General features: G+C 61.0%; 13 protein-coding genes and 1 pseudogene. 8 read left to right on the forward strand and 6 right to left on the reverse strand.

The features are described 5' to 3' along the window. The first annotated feature begins 29 nt into the window (after positions 1-29). Positions 30-1,397: a hypothetical protein gene (locus BM079_RS14360; protein WP_090135419.1), complete on the forward strand. Its 1,368-nt coding sequence runs from the start codon at positions 30-32 to the stop codon at positions 1,395-1,397. Positions 1,398-1,473: 76 nt separating this feature from the next. On the opposite strand, the gene BM079_RS14365 is transcribed toward BM079_RS14360, so the two are convergent. Then, positions 1,474-2,046, reverse strand: a complete 573-nt coding sequence (locus tag BM079_RS14365) for a hypothetical protein (protein WP_090135420.1) — start codon at positions 2,044-2,046, stop codon at positions 1,474-1,476. A gap of 222 nt (positions 2,047-2,268) precedes the next feature. Between BM079_RS14365 and ugpB the strand changes: the two are divergent. The 5 genes and pseudogenes from ugpB (at position 2,269) to BM079_RS14390 (ending at position 7,288) form a co-directional block, all read left to right on the forward strand. Next, positions 2,269-3,582: pseudogene (gene ugpB, locus BM079_RS14370) on the forward strand (sn-glycerol-3-phosphate ABC transporter substrate-binding protein UgpB). Between the two features lie 75 nt (positions 3,583-3,657). Next, entirely contained in the window at positions 3,658-4,536 is an 879-nt protein-coding gene (ugpA, locus tag BM079_RS14375) for a sn-glycerol-3-phosphate ABC transporter permease UgpA (protein ID WP_090135422.1), read from the forward strand. Positions 4,537-4,578: 42 nt separating this feature from the next. Beyond that, positions 4,579-5,424 (forward strand): sn-glycerol-3-phosphate ABC transporter permease UgpE, encoded by an 846-nt coding sequence (ugpE, locus tag BM079_RS14380; RefSeq protein WP_090135424.1) that lies wholly within the window; start codon positions 4,579-4,581, stop codon positions 5,422-5,424. A gap of 1 nt (position 5,425) precedes the next feature. Continuing rightward, complete coding sequence (locus tag BM079_RS14385; RefSeq protein WP_090135426.1) at positions 5,426-6,520, forward strand: ABC transporter ATP-binding protein; 1,095 nt, start codon at positions 5,426-5,428, stop codon at positions 6,518-6,520. A 3-nt stretch (positions 6,521-6,523) separates the two neighbouring features. Further along, positions 6,524-7,288 (forward strand): glycerophosphodiester phosphodiesterase family protein, encoded by a 765-nt coding sequence (locus BM079_RS14390; RefSeq protein WP_090135428.1) that lies wholly within the window; start codon positions 6,524-6,526, stop codon positions 7,286-7,288. Between the two features lie 78 nt (positions 7,289-7,366). Here BM079_RS14390 and trpC read toward each other — a convergent pair whose 3' ends face one another. The 5 genes from trpC to BM079_RS14415 all read right to left on the reverse strand — a co-directional run bounded on the left by trpC (position 7,367) and on the right by BM079_RS14415 (position 12,466). Then, positions 7,367-8,167 carry an indole-3-glycerol phosphate synthase TrpC gene (trpC, locus tag BM079_RS14395; RefSeq protein ID WP_090135430.1) on the reverse strand — a complete coding sequence of 267 codons (801 nt, stop codon included), beginning with the start codon at positions 8,165-8,167 and terminating at the stop codon, positions 7,367-7,369. 64 nt (positions 8,168-8,231) lie between these two features. Continuing rightward, the gene (gene trpD / locus BM079_RS14400) at positions 8,232-9,260 is read right to left on the reverse strand and encodes an anthranilate phosphoribosyltransferase (protein WP_090135433.1); all 1,029 of its coding nucleotides are present in this window, start codon (positions 9,258-9,260) and stop codon (positions 8,232-8,234) included. Between the two features lie 75 nt (positions 9,261-9,335). Then, positions 9,336-9,956: an anthranilate synthase component II gene (locus BM079_RS14405; protein ID WP_090135434.1), complete on the reverse strand. Its 621-nt coding sequence runs from the start codon at positions 9,954-9,956 to the stop codon at positions 9,336-9,338. 99 nt (positions 9,957-10,055) lie between these two features. After that, on the reverse strand, positions 10,056-11,543 hold the full coding sequence (gene trpE / locus BM079_RS14410) for an anthranilate synthase component I (RefSeq protein WP_090135537.1): 1,488 nt from the start codon (positions 11,541-11,543) through the stop codon (positions 10,056-10,058). Positions 11,544-11,746: 203 nt separating this feature from the next. Beyond that, positions 11,747-12,466, reverse strand: coding sequence for a phosphoglycolate phosphatase (locus tag BM079_RS14415; protein WP_245743086.1), 720 nt, complete (start codon positions 12,464-12,466; stop codon positions 11,747-11,749). A gap of 182 nt (positions 12,467-12,648) precedes the next feature. On the opposite strand from BM079_RS14415, the gene BM079_RS14420 reads away from it, so the two are divergent. Both BM079_RS14420 and BM079_RS14425 read left to right on the forward strand, forming a co-directional pair. Further along, a complete protein-coding gene (locus BM079_RS14420; protein ID WP_090135437.1) occupies positions 12,649-13,947 on the forward strand; it encodes an NAD(P)/FAD-dependent oxidoreductase in 1,299 nt (432 codons plus the stop codon). Positions 13,948-14,178: 231 nt separating this feature from the next. Continuing rightward, positions 14,179-15,231 carry a LacI family DNA-binding transcriptional regulator gene (locus BM079_RS14425; protein WP_090135439.1) on the forward strand — a complete coding sequence of 351 codons (1,053 nt, stop codon included), beginning with the start codon at positions 14,179-14,181 and terminating at the stop codon, positions 15,229-15,231. Positions 15,232-15,269 lie beyond the last annotated feature (38 nt).

Here is a 15,269-nt window from a genome sequence, read left to right on the forward strand (position 1 = left end):
ATACATAATAACGAGTAAAGGAACAGTTCATGACCTCCCGAACGGATTCACGACGTCTGAAACTACTGACCCTCTCCCTGAGCATCTCGACGGCCATGGCAGCCACTGCCGTTCAGGCCGCCCCCGATGATCAGCAGACCATCGAAGCGCTCCGCGCTCAGCTCCAGCAGATGCAGCAGCGCCTGGATCGACTCGAACAGCAACAGTCGGCCGGCACTTCCGGCAGCCAGCAGAGTGTATCGACAAACGAAGCACCGGCTACCACAGCCCCACAGCAGGCTGACCCACAGTCACAGCAGAGTCTGGCTCAGCAAAACAAGTCCGCCATCGAGCAGATGCAGCAGACGGAATTCAGCGGTCAGCTTGTGTTCAACGGCAGCTTTAACGACTGGAGCGAGCAGAGCAAGGACACTACCGGAGACATGGATTTCGGCAAGTTTGTCCTTGCGGTGGATGGAGAAGTGGACGATCTAGAGTATTCCCTGGAGTATCGTTTCTATGACGGTTACCAGTTCCTGAAATCGGGCTGGCTCGGCTTCAATCCCAACGATAACGATACCATCCGCGTCGGTCTGGTCCAGACACCTTTCGGTAACATGGACTACGGCTATCAGGGCTGGTACGGCACCCTGCCCTATCTCGCCGGTTTCAACGACAACCAGAATGCCGGGGTCAAGTGGGATCACCACCAGGGGCCATGGGATACCTCACTGGCCTTTTTCAAAAGCGATAATCTGGGCAGCGGCAACGAGCATTATGGGGCCAACGCCATCGGAGACAGCCCCCAGGGGAACAGCGAAGAGAACCAGCTCGCCGCCCGTGCAGGCTATACCTTTGATCACGGTGATGACTATTCAACCCAGCTGAACGTCTCCGCCAAGGGCGGGCAGCTCTATAATGAGCAGACCAATCGCAGTGGCGATAACTGGTCGGCGGCGATTGGTATTGACGGTTCATATGGCAACTGGCGCACCATGCTCCAGGCCACAACATATGAATATAACCCCAAAAACCCCTCGGAAGCGCAGTCCGAAATTTCTGATAATGTCATCCAGATCGGGGCCTTTGGTTTCAATTATCTGATTCCGAAACGCGGCCAGATGTATACGGCCAGCGCCAGCTACAGTATGGATGTCGACTGGGGACCCGTTGAAAACCTGTTCTTCTTCAACGACTTCAGTTACATCGATCCGGCCGGTGACTTTTCCTCCATCAATGGCGGCTTTGGCGATCAGGATGACCCCATGCTCAATGACCTGGGGGTACTGGTGACTGCCGGGCCCTACTTTGCCTGGTTTGATATCATCACCAACAAGAACGGGCTGAACTACTTCGGCTCACCGGTGGATAACGGTTGGCATACCAGTATCCAGACCAATTTCGGCATCAACTTCTAAACGAAGTTACTTCCAGAAGAAACTGGTGAAGACAAAAACCCCGGCCATGGCCGGGGTTTTTTAATGCGCCGACAGATCAGGTCAACGTATCGAAATGCGCCAGACCTTCGCCAAAGCGGGTCTTGTAGCGTTCGAAAAGCGCCGGGTCGCGCTTGAAGGCGCGCAGCACGGCGTCAGACTGAAAGGTGACGACCTCCGGCGCCTGCTCGAGCGCATCAACACTCGAAAGCGCGTTGAAACCGGTGCGCAGATCACTGTCACCGTGGCGATACCAGCGCTCGAAGCCAAAGGTGGTGAAAAAGGCCTCCAGTCTCGGGTCCGCCGTACTGGTTCGCATGGCCGTCGATTCGCCGAGCCGGGTCACCAGCCGCCGACCGTAACCACGGCCGCGCTTTTTTTCGGGCGTGCCCAGAAGCCTCAGCGCCACCCCGCGCCCTTCTACTTCAAGGGTGAGCAGCGCCACCGAACACAGCCTTTGGTTATCATCCAAAAGCGCCACGATGCGCGCCGACTCCTGCTCCAGCAGTCGGCTGGCACCGGCAAATTCGACCAGGGGATCAAGCCCTGCTTCCCGCCCGAAGACGCTGGCACAGAGCATGGCCAGACAGGCGTTACGATCCTGCGGTTCGGTGATATATGAAATCTTCAAAGCTGCGTCTGCCCGCCGTTCAAAAGCGACATGATGCCACGATGCTTTCATCACTGGCTAACCGGCCTTCCGACATGCGCTTGCTTCTACTCTGCGCCCTTCTGTCATGCGACTGACACATGCTCGCCACATGATTGCCATGCGGGCCTCGCAGCATATCGCCGCAGCCAATATTTCCATAAGAGAGACGCGGAGCACGACATGGTCAAGGGATTCGGAAGCATGGCCGGAGTGGCAGCGCTGTCCACACTGACGCTGCTGGGCGCACAACCGGTAGCGGCCGCCACCGAGGTGGTCTGGTGGCACGCCATGGAAGGCAGTCTGGGCGAAAAGGTCAACGAAATTGCCGAAGGCTTCAACCAGTCGCAGTCCGACTACGTGGTCAAGCCTGTCTACAAGGGCACCTACGGCGAAAACATGACCTCGACCATTGCCGCCTTCCGAGCCGGCAAGGCGCCGGCCATCACCCAGATTTATGAAGTCGGCACGGCCACCATGATGAACGCCAAGGGCGCCATCTATCCGGTCTACCAGCTCATGAAGGATACCGGCCAGCCCTTTGATCCCAAGGCCTACCTGTCAGCGGTGACCGGCTATTACAGCACCGCCGATGGCAACATGCTGTCGCTGCCGTTCAACTCCTCGACGCCGGTGGTCTATTACAACCGTGACCTGTTCGACAAGGCAGGCCTTGACCCCGACAGCCCACCGACCACCTAGGAAGACGTGGCCAGTGCCGGTCAGAAAATCGTCGATAGCGGCGCTGCCAGCTGCGGCTTTACCACCACGTGGCCGAGCTGGATTCAGCTCGAAAACTTTGCCGCTCGCCAGAACATTGCCTTTGCAAGCGAGCAGAACGGCTTTGGCGGTCCCTCGGCGCGGCTCGTGTTCAACGACAGCGACGCCATCGTCTCCCACGTACAGGACCTGATCGACTGGCAAAAAAGCGGCGTCTTCAGCTACGGCGGCCGTGAAGATCAGGCCTCACCGCGCTTTTTCTCCGGCGACTGCGCCATGCTGATGGCCTCCTCGGCCAGCTACGCCAGCGTGCGTGACAATACCGAAAGCTTTGAATTTGGCGTCGCGCCCCTGCCCTGGGACCCGAAAGTCATCGATCAGCCGAAAAACTCGATCATCGGCGGCGCCTCGCTGTGGGTGCTCAGAGGCCAGAATGACGATGTTTACAAGGGCGTCGCAAAATTCTTTGACTATCTCTCCTCGCCGGAAATACAGGCCGACTGGCACCAGTTCACCGGCTATCTGCCCATTACCCGCAAGTCCTATGACCTGACCCGCGAACAGCACTTCTACGACAACAACCCCGGCACCGAGATTGCTCTTAAACAGATGACCGGCGGCGAGCCGACCGATAACTCCCGTGGCCTGCGACTGGGCAACATGCCCCAGATTCGCGAGGTCATCGAAGAGGAGCTCGAACGCGCGCTCAACGGTGACAAGAGCGCCAGACAGGCGCTTGATGATGCCGCCAGCCGTGGCAACGAGCTGCTTGAGCAGTTCGAGCGCAGCGTACGCTGACGTCCTCCCCCGGCGGTGCTGCCGCCGGGGACCTCTCAAGCTGACGTTTCTTTTTCAGGACACGCCGCCACCCGTATGACCACCTTTCAGCGCCACCGCCTTACGCCATGGCTACTCATGGCCCCCCAACTGGTCATTGTGCTGGTGTTCTTTTTCTGGCCGGCCTTCACTGCCCTGCGTCAGTCGCTGTATGTGCAGGACGCTTTCGGGCTGGGCGAGACCTTTGCCGGCCTTGCCAACTTTACGCGGGTACTGGCTTCACGGAGCTATCACGAGGCGCTGTTCAATACGGCCATTTTCAGCCTGAGTGTCGCGCTGGGTGCCATGGCACTGGCACTGCTTCTGGCCGTCATGGCCGATCGCGTTCTAAAGGCTGGCCGCGTCTATCGAACCCTGCTGATCTGGCCCTACGCCGTGGCCCCGGCCGCCGCCGGTGTGCTGTGGATGTTCATGCTGGATCCCACACTTGGGGTGATGACCCGCGCGCTGACCACGCTGGGCATTGACTGGAACTTCAGACTCGACGGCACGCAGGCCATGATTCTAGTGATCATTGCCGCCATCTGGCAGCAGATGAGCTACAACTTCGTGTTCTTTCTGGCCGGTCTGCAGGGCATCCCGGCCAGTCTTCTGGAAGCCTCCGCCATTGATGGCGCCGGCCCCTGGCGGCGCTTCTGGACCATCACCTTTCCGCTGTTGTCGCCGATCAGCTTCTTCCTGCTGGTCATGAACACCATCTACGCCTTTTTTGAAACCTTTGGCACCATCGACACCACCACCAGCGGTGGCCCGGGTGGCGCTACCCGCACGCTGGTCTACAAGCTGTATCAGGACGGCATCGTGGGGCTGGACCTGGGCGGTTCGGCGGCGCAGTCAGTGCTGTTGATGCTGATGGTCGGGCTTTTGACCCTGATTCAGTTCCGCTACGTCGAGCGCCGCGTGCAGTACCACTGACCTCGTGTCATCAACGCGAACATTCACCGGGGAAACCCTGTCATGCGCTATCACCGACCAGGGCTTGATGTCGCGGCCCACACCCTCCTGATCATCGGGGCGCTGGCCTTCATGCTGCCGGTCATTCTGGCCGTGCTGGCCTCGACCCAGTCACCCGGTACACTTTTTTCGGGAACGCTGCCGCTCTCCTTCGGTACCAGCGGGCTGGATCACTACATGACACTTTTGACCGAGCCAGTGCGCGGCGTCGGCGTGCCCGCATGGAGGCTGATGCTCAATTCGCTTTTGATGGCGCTGGGCATTGCCGTGGGCAAGCTGACAATTGCGATGCTGGCCGCCTACGCGCTGGTCTTTTTTCGCTTCCCGTTTCGTCGCTGCTGCTTCTGGCTGATCTTTATGACGCTCATGCTGCCCATCGAGGTGCGTATTGTGCCGACCTACGGCGTAGTGGCCGAGCTCGGCCTGCTCGACAGCTATCCGGGGCTGGTGCTGCCGCTGCTGGCCAGCGCCACTGCCACCTTTCTCTTTCGTCAGTTCTTTCTGACCCTGCCACCTGAACTCATGGAAGCGGCCCGCATCGATGGTGCCGGGCCGTGGCGGTTTTTCATCGACATTCTGCTGCCGCTGTCACGCACCAACATCGCGGCGCTGTTCGTCATCATGTTCATCTACGGCTGGAATCAATACCTGTGGCCGCTGGTGACCATCACCAGTGCCGATCACGCCACTCTGGTCACCAGTCTCAAGCGACTGACCATTGCAACCGATGGCACGCCCCCATGGCATCTGGCCACCGCCATGACGGTACTGGCCCTGCTACCGCCGGTGGTCGTCATCATTCTCATGCAGCGCTGGTTCATCAAGGGCCTGGTGGATACGGAGAAATAACATGGCAACACTGGAACTCAGGCGCCTTCGCAAGCGCTACGCGGGCGGTGCAGAGGTGCTGCACGACATCGAACTCAACATCGATCACGGCGAAATGATCGTGGTGGTCGGCCCATCGGGCTGTGGCAAGTCAACACTTCTGCGCATGGTGGCCGGGCTTGAAACGATCAGCAGCGGTGAAATTGTCATCAACGGTGAATGTGTCAACGCCCAGGAGCCGGCCGAGCGCGATATCGCCATGGTCTTTCAAAACTACGCGCTCTATCCCCACATGAGCGTGTTCGACAATCTGGCCTACAGCCTCAAGAACCGCCGCACGCCAAAGGACGAGATCAGCCGCCGCGTCAACGAGACGGCGCAGCTGCTCGACATCGCAGCGCTTCTGGACCGCAAGCCCCGCCAGCTCTCGGGCGGTCAGCGCCAGCGTGTGGCGATGGGACGCGCCGTGATACGACAGCCGCAGGTGTTCCTGTTCGACGAGCCGCTGTCCAATCTCGATGCCAGCCTGCGCGTGCAGATGCGTCAGGACATTCGCGCCCTGCAGAAACGCCTGGACATTACCTCGCTCTATGTCACCCATGATCAGACCGAGGCCATGACCATGGCCGACCGGCTGGTGGTCATGAATGCCGGGCGCATCGAGCAGATCGGCACACCCATGACGCTGTTTCGAAAACCCGCTACCCGCTTTGTGGCCGGCTTCATCGGCTCACCGGCCATGAACTTTCTAAGCGGCAATGCTGGTGACCTGCCCGGCTGGCTGCCCAGGGTCCCCGAGGAGACCACAGAGCCGCTCACCGGCGACATCAGCATCGGTATCAGGCCCGAACACATTGCACTGACCACCCCAAATGCCGGCCAGATTGACGGGCACATCGAGCTGGTGGAGCCGCTGGGCTCCGAGAGTCTGGTGCATGTCCGCCCCACCGGTCATGAGTCCCGACTGGTGGTGCGTCACGTCGGTACGGAACAGCCTGACGCCGGGCAGAGGACCGGTCTGAACCTGCAGGGGCCGTTTCATCTCTTTGATCATCATGGACAACGTCTGGCGACCCGGCCCAGACTGGCCGATACGACCTGTTCCATGGAGCCCTGATGCATGCAACTGCCACGCTATATTGCCCACCGCGGCCTTTCAGAACACGCGCCCGAAAACACGCTGGCTGCCATTCAGGCTGCCGCTGATGCCGGCTGCGAGTGGATCGAACTCGACGTTCAGTATCTGGGAGATGGCACGCCAGTGATCTGGCACGACGCCACGGTGGATCGCTGCAGCGACGGCCGTGGGGCGCTTATCGACATGACCCGCGAGGATATTCGGCGGCTGGATGTGGGCAGCTGGTTTTCCGATGACTTTCGCGGCGAGCGCATGGCGCTGCTGGATGAGGCGCTCTCGCTGGTCAGCGCGCTGGATATGGGTCTGAATCTGGAGCTCAAGCTCAATCCCGGTCATGACGCCGAAATGCTGGCCGGCGTGGCGGTTCATCGTGCCCGCCAGGTGCTGCCGCAGGATCGTCTGCTGGTATCGAGTTTTGACATGACTGCACTGGAGCACGCCCGATCACGGGATGATGCGCTGGCGCTCGGGCTATTGTATGAGGCCGTTCCGCGGTGCTGGGCCAGCGATGCCGAGCGGCTTCGACCGTTCAGCGTGCACGCCGACTGGACACGGCTTGAGCAGGAGCGGCTCATCGAGGTCCAGGCTGCAGGGCTCGCCCTGCTCTGCTATACGGTCAACGACCCCGAGCGCTTTGCCTCCTGGTGGGATCATGGCGTCGACGGCGTCTTTACCGATGACCCCGGGCTTTTTGATGCGCGCTATCAGCGCCAGACGCGCGGTGACGGAAGCCGCAAGCCTCGCTGACCAGCCCAAAAGCAGCTCGAAAAGAACACTGCCAGCGCAAGGCTGGCAGTGTCACTGACGTTTCCAGACAGATCGAGGTCAGTTGAAAAAAAGCTGGCGCAGAGCGTCGCCAGGATCCGCTTCCCGCATGAAATGCTCGCCCACCAGGAAGGCGTTGACGTTGCCGCGACGCATGCGCGCCACGTCTTCACGGGTCGAAATGCCCGACTCGGTAACCACCCGCACGCCGTCCGGCACCTTCTCCAGCAGCTCGAAGGTGGTATCAAGCCGGGTTTCAAAGGTGTGCAGGTCGCGGTTGTTGATGCCCACCAGCGCCAGGTCCAGCTTCAGCGCCCGCTCAAGCTCTTCCATGCTGTGCACCTCGACCAGCACATCCATGCCAAGCTCGATGGCCAGCGTATTGAGTGCCTTCATCTGGCGGTCTTCAAGCGCGGCCACGATGAGCAGGATCGCATCGGCGCCCATGCTGCGCGCCTCGTAGACCTGATAGGGCGCGACGATGAAGTCCTTGCGCAGCACCGGCAGCTGGCACGCTCCGCGGGCGGCAATCAGAAAGCGCTCGCTGCCCTGAAAATAGTCGGCATCCGTCAGCACCGACAGGCAGGCGGCGCCGCCGGCCTCATAGCGCTGGGCGATGGCGACCGGATCGAAGTCGGCACGAATGATGCCCTTCGAAGGCGAGGCCTTCTTGATTTCGGCAATGACGGCCGGGTCGCCGTTGGTCAGACGCTGATTCAGCGCCGCGGCAAAACCACGAGTCGGCGGCGCCTGCTCGGCGCGAGCCCGCAGCGTGTTTTCGCTGATGCTGGCCGAGCGCTCGGCAATCTCTTCATGCTTGCGGGCAATGATTTGCGTCAGAATGGTAGGCAGCGTACTCATGCGGTGTTCCCTGAAATTCGCTGAAGCGTGAACCTCTGTCACGCCCCGGCGCTATTGTAGTGAGTCAGTCGCCGGCCTCGGCCAGTCTGGCAGAAAACTCCGCCAGTGCGTCCAGCTTTGCAAGCCCCCGCCCGTTTTTGAGCGCATCGCGCACAATCTGCACGCCGTCATGGATGGAGCTCGCCACGTCGGCGACATAAAGGGCGGCACCGGCGTTGTAGGCCACCATGTCGGCGGCCACGCCTTCACCGCGCAGCGCCGCCTTGACCAGCACCAGGCTCTCCTCGGCGCTGTCCGCGCGAATCGATTCCAGCGACTGGCGCTCGAGGCCGACCTCCTCGGGAGTGATCACGTACTCACGGATCTCGCCGTGATGCAGTTCGGCCACCAGAGTGTCTGCAGCAATGGAAAGCTCATCAAGACCGTCCTCGGCGTGCACCACCAGCACGTGCTGACTGCCCAGACGCTTCAGTACCGTGGCCATGGGCACCAGCAGGTCAGGGCTATAGACCCCGATAACCTGACGCGTGGCGCCGGTCGGGTTGGTCAGCGGACCAAGAATATTGAACATGGTACGCACCCCCAGCGCCTTGCGAACCGCAACGGCATGACGCATGGCGGTGTGATGGTTGGGAGCGAACATGAAACCGACCCCGATGTCCTCGATGCAGCGGGCAATCTGCTCCGAGGTCAGCTCCAGCGATACGCCGGCGCGCGTGAGCAGATCGGCACTGCCGGAGCTGCTGGAAACGCCGCGGCCGCCGTGCTTGGCCACGCGGGCACCGCAGGCGGCCGCGGCAAAGCTTGCCGCGGTAGAGACGTTGAAAAGCCCGGCGCCATCACCACCGGTGCCGACGATATCCACTACGTGATCAGCGTCAACCCGGACCGGATGCATCAGCTCTCGCATGACCATCACAGCGGCCGTGATCTCATCAACCGCCTCACCCTTCATGGCCAGACCGACCAGAAAGCCGCCCATCTGCACCGGATCGGTCTCACCGCGCATGATGGCCGACATGACCGTGCGCATCTCGTCCAGATCGAGATCCTCACGACGGGTAACGCGCGAAATGGCTTCCTTGAGTTCCACGAGTCTCTCTCCAGGCACAGGCCGCCAGCGGCTGCCAAAGGGGTTCATCGCATCAGGGGAAGACGCGTTCGATCATCAAGCCTCGGCGGCAGCGCCTCGAACAGCATCAAGTGGCTGACGCTTGAGGAAATTGGCCAGCAGCTCGTGGCCCTGACGCGACAGGATCGACTCCGGATGAAAGAGCACACCTTCCATATCCAGTGTCCGGTGGCGAATGCCCATCACGATGCCCGGCGTTACGTCGTCGCTGACGGTGGTCGAGGAAATTTCGAAGCATTCCGGCAGCGTCTCGCGCTCGAGAATCAGCGAATGATAGCGCGTGACCTCCAGCGGGTTTTCAAGCCCCTCAAAGACGCCCCGCCCGTCATGATCAACCAGGGAAGTCTTGCCGTGCATGACCATCGGCGCCCTGACCACCTCACCGCCCCAGGCCTGGCCGATGGCCTGAAACCCGAGGCAGATACCCAAAATCGGCACCCGGCCGGCAAAGTGGCGGATCAGATCCAGCGAGATGCCGGCTTCGCTGGGGCTGCAGGGTCCGGGGGAAATCATCAGATGCGTGAACTCACGCTGCTCGATCTCCTCGATCGTCAGCGTGTCGTTGCGAATCGTTTCAACTTCAGCCCCCAGCTCGCCCAGATACTGGACAATATTGAAGGTGAAGCTGTCGTAGTTGTCGATCATCAAGACTTTCATGGCTTTCCATCCTCACGATGGCCGGGTGGTCGATACATTGACCCCTGTAACCCGGCTTTTATTCGGTACTGGCGCGTTGACTTCACACGAAGTCCGGCCCTATTCGAGGTTGTCCAGCCCGCGTTCTGCCATGGCAACGGCGCGGAACATGGCACGGCGCTTGTTGAGCGTCTCCTGCCACTCGTTGTCCGGATCGGAATCGGACACGATACCACCACCAGCCTGCACGTGAAGCTCTCCGTTCTTGATCACGGCCGTTCGAATGGCAATCGCCATGTCCATGTTGCCCTGCCAGGAGAGATACCCCACGGCGCCTGAATAGATGCCGCGCTTGACCGGTTCAAGCTCGTCGATGACTTCCAGCGCGCGCACCTTGGGCGCACCGGAGAGCGTGCCGGCCGGGAAGGTCGCCCGTAAAACATCCATTGGCCCCAGGGACGGCTTGATGCGGCCGGTCACGTTGGACACGATGTGCATGACGTGCGAGTAGTGCTCGATGGTCATTTTATCGGTGAGTTCGACCGTGCCGGGCTCGCTGATGCGCCCGACATCGTTGCGCCCCAGGTCGATCAGCATGACGTGCTCGGCGATCTCCTTGGGATCTTCCAGCAGCTCCTGCTCCAGCGCGCGATCTTCCTCTTCGCTGGCACCGCGATGGCGGGTGCCGGCGATCGGACGCAGGGTGATCTCGTCCTGATCAAGCCGCGCCAGAATCTCGGGCGAGGCGCCCACGACGTGGTGATCGTCGAGATTGAAAAAAAACATGTAGGGCGAAGGGTTAAGACTTCGAAGTGCCCGGTACAGATCCAGCGGCGGCGCCTGATAGCCGATGGTCATGCGCTGGGAAGGCACACACTGCATCAGATCGCCGGCCGCCACGTATTCACGAATCCGCGCCACGGCATCCTTGTAGCCCTGCTCCGAGAAGCTGGCGAAAAAGTCGTCCTCGGCCACTGCGCTGCGCCCGGTTCCGGGACTGGTCGTGGTGATCGGGGTGTGACGCAGCTGATGCTCAAGCGTTGTCAGGCGCTCCTGCGCCAGAGTGAGCGCCTCGGGCTCATCGGGGTCGGCATGGACCAGCAGCGTGAGACGCCCGGACAGGTTGTCAAAGACCACCAGTTCGTCGGCCACCATCAGCAGAATATCGGGCACATCGATCGGGTCCGGCTTTTCCACCCCACGTAGCCGCGGCTCGATCAGGCGAATGGTGTCGTAGCCGAAGTAGCCAACCAGCCCGCCATCAAAGCGCATCGTCTCAGAGGTTTCGGGGGCCCGGAAGCGCCGGCGAAACTGTTCGATCCATTCAAGCGGGTCATCGACCTCAGTAGCACCCTGCAGATAGTCATCCACATAGTGACGCACGGTAAAGCCGCTGACCTCGATCCGCTCGCGACACGGCAATCCGATGATCGAGTAGCGGCCCCACTTCTCGCCGCCGGTGACCGACTCGAGCAGAAAACTCCAGGGCGCATCGGCCAGCTTGAGATAGGTCGACAGCGGTGTCTCGAGATCGGCCAGCACCTCACGGGTGACCGGAATACGGTTATAGCCTTCGGCGGCGAGTTCGGCGAAGCGCTCGGATGTCATCATGTCGCAGTATCCTGTAGAGCCTGTAGAGAAAGAAACGGTAATACGGTGCAAGGGGCCGGTATCACCAGCGCCATCGCTTGACGTTTCTCATCAATCCGCAGGTCCTGGCATCGAGTGACATGATGGTATCTCGCAAGCTGAATATTCCTTCGCGTGAAGGGGAAAAAGGGCGAGCATTGCGCTGTGGCGCGCCGTCAACCCTAAACGAGTTCTTCAAGTGAATCAAGAAGATGGTCCGGGCCGAGATCGGCAATGGGCTCGCCGTGATTGTAGCCATAACTCACTGCCAGACAGCGGCATCCTGCCGCTCGAGCGGCCTCTACATCGCTTCGCGAATCACCGATCATCAACACGCGTTCGGGCGCGATATCCAGGGCCCGGGCGACATGCAAGAGTGGCGCCGGATCGGGCTTTTTCTCGGGCAGTGCCTCACCGCCCAGCGTATGGGTGAAAAAGCCTTCCAGTCCCATCGCCTCAAGCAGCGGGTCAATAAAGCGCGACGGTTTGTTGGTCACCAGCGCCTGAGCAATGCCGCGCGCGCGCTGCGCTTCAAGGCAGTCGATAACGCCCGGATAGCAGAAGGTGTTTGACAGCATGCGTTGCTCGTAGCACTGCATGAACAGTGCCAGCGCATCATCGAGCTGAGCGCGGTCAGGCCCTTCGGTGCCGAAGGCGCGAGCGTTCAGCAGCGCTCGCTCGACCAGCCGCCGCGAGCCGTTACCGACCCAGTCCCGCACCCGCTCGATCCCCGCGGGAGGAAGATTCATGGTTTCAAGCACGTCATCGACGGCCAGCGCCAGATCCGGTGCCGAATCGATCAGTGTGCCATCCAGGTCGTAAATGATCAGATCAATCTCGTTGAGTGCATCGTGCATCATCAGGACATCGCCAAGGGTGAATTCGGGCCATAATGCCCCCATATATTGATACAGGCAGCCATACTGGAGCGTTGCGGATCAGATGCTGCCCTGCAGTGTCAAAAGTATCGGTGCCAGACCGTGACATGTCACGGCCCATCATGACCTGAAGCCTTCAGGCCGTGGTCCGGGCATCGGGCTACCGCCTGAACGTTTTTCCTTTTCAATATCTCATGGAGCAATCGATGGCGATCCCTCGCATTGTAGTGGTCGGCGGCGGCGCCGGCGGGCTCGAACTGGTCACCCGCCTCGGGCGCAAACTGGGCAAGTCCAACAAGGCCGAAATCGTGCTGGTCGACCGTAACCCCACCCACATCTGGAAACCTCTGCTGCACGAAGTGGCGGTCGGCGTGATGGACTCGAGCCTTGATGAGGTGTCCTATCAGGGCCACTCCGCCAATGCAGGGTATCGCTATCAGATCGGCACGCTGTGCGGTCTTGATCGCGAGCATCGCCAGATTCGCCTGGCCGCCATTCACGACGACAGGGAACGTGAGGTGCTGCCCGAGCGACGACTCGACTACGACTATCTGGTGTTCTCGGTCGGTAGTGTCTCCAACGACTTCGGTACACCAGGCGTTGCGGATCACTGCTACTTTCTGGACAGCGTCAGCCAGGCAGAAGCTTTCCGCAAGCAGATGCTCAATACCTTCCTGCGCTGCAGCAACCGCGATGAATCGAGCAAATCCGGCATGTCGGTGGCCATCGTGGGCGGTGGCGCCACGGGTGTGGAGCTCTCGGCAGAGCTTTTGAACGCGACCCAGATGCTTCACGGCTATGGCTTTAGCCGCATCAGCCGTCAGCAGCTCAAGATCCATCTGCTGGAAGCCGCGCCGCGGGTGCTGCCCGCCCTGCCCGAGCGCATCAGCCAGTCGGTACACCGCGAACTCAAGCGACTGGGGGTGGAAATTCACACCGACACCAGGGTCACCCAGGCCGATGAGAACGGCTTCGAGATTGCCGACGGCTCACGCATTGATGCCGACCTGACCGTCTGGGCCGCCGGCGTGCGCGCCCCCTCTGTGCTCTCGGAGCTGGGACTCTCCACCCAGCGCAACCATCAGCTCATCGTCCATCAGAACATGCAGAGCGTGGATGACGAGCGCATCTTCGCCCTCGGTGACTGCGCGGCCTGCCCGCAGCCGGGCGACAAGATGGTACCCCCGAGGGCGCAGGCCGCCCACCAGCAGGCTGCCACGCTCTACAGGAACCTGCGCGCCGCCATGGCCGGACGCGAGCTGAAGGACTTCCACTACCGGGACATGGGATCACTGATCTCGCTGGCGCATTTTGACGCCGTGGGCAACCTGATGCGCGGCGCCTCTGCCCGCGGCGTGCTGGTCGAAGGCTGGCTGGCCAAGGTCTTCTACGCTTCGCTCTATCGCATGCACCAGGCCGCCATTCATGGCTATACGCGCACCGGCATTCGCATGCTGGTTGATCGCATCAATACCATCATCCGGCCGCGCCTCAAACTGCACTAGACCCTCTTGTAACTCCCGGGCCGCGCGGCAGTGGCCCGGGTCATGACCTGCCTCTTTCCTGCTCCTTTTCCTGACCTTCATGCCTCTCGGCCTCATCAAAGCTGCTTCCTTAGCCTTACCGGGCAACTGCGACCAAGGTCTGGTTTCGCAAAAGTGCTCGGATACCGCAGTCTAAACGCCATTGGGAACGTTCCCATTTCAGGTTTATGGCATCGCCGAACAGGCAGCGACATGACAGCATCCCATCTTCCAGAACCCGCCGGTGCCCACCGCCGCCCGACCATTCATGACGTGGCGCGCGACGCCGGGGTTTCCAAGACCAGCGTCTCGCGCTATTTCGGCTGCGAACGGGCCCTTCTCTCAGGGACCATGGTCAAGCGCATCGAGGCCGCCATCGAACGGCTCGGGTTTGCGCCCGATCGCATCGCCAGCAGCCTGCGCGGCGGGCGCACCGGCCTGATCGGTATGGTGGTGGCTGACATGCGCAATCCCTACACCGTCGACATGCTGCATGGCGCCGAACTGGCCTGCCGTGAACACGGCTATTCGCTGCTGGTGTGCAACACCGACAACGACGACCGGCTCGAACGGCGGCACCTGGACGTACTGCACGGCTATAGCATCGAAGGGCTGGTGATCAATACACCGGGCGGCAATGTGCCAACGCTCGTCGCTCGCCGGGAAGCCGGTCTGCCCATGGTACTGGTGGATCGCCATATCGACGGCCTGGCCTGTGACATGGTCGGTCTCGACAACGAGCAGGCGATCACCCTGGGCGTGTCGCATCTCGTCGATCAGGGGTATCAGCGCCTTTTGATGATCACCCAGCCGGGCGCCGGGATCAGCTCGCGGAAGGCGCGTGTGCGTATGTTTCGCCACCGGGCACACGAGGCCGACCTTTCCGCCGAGGTTCATGAAGCCACAGAAGCGGCGCTCGACCCGAGCCGGCTCGCCGTCACGCTCGAGCAGTGGCTTCAGGCGGATGAGGCCCCGGGCGCCATTGTGTGTGCCAACGCCATGGTAACGCTCAACGTCTGTCATGCCCTGTTCAAGCTGTACGAGGCGCCGTTTCAGCACGTCGGTCTTCTGGGGATTGATGACGTGCCATGGTGTGCGCTGGTAGGCCCGGGCATCACGACCGTGGCGCAGCCGGTTGTCGATATCGGCCATGGGGCCATCGACATGCTGATGCAGCGTCTCGGTGGTACGACGGGTGACCCGCAGGCGACGCTGTTCTCCGCGCATCTCAATCCGCGCGGTTCCACTATAATCAGGTCATCATGATCATGGCGCATCCTGCGTTTTCTCACACCGGAAAGGCC

The organism is Kushneria avicenniae (assembly GCF_900112585.1).
In the GTDB taxonomy this organism is placed as follows: Bacteria; Pseudomonadota; Gammaproteobacteria; order Pseudomonadales; family Halomonadaceae; genus Kushneria; species Kushneria avicenniae.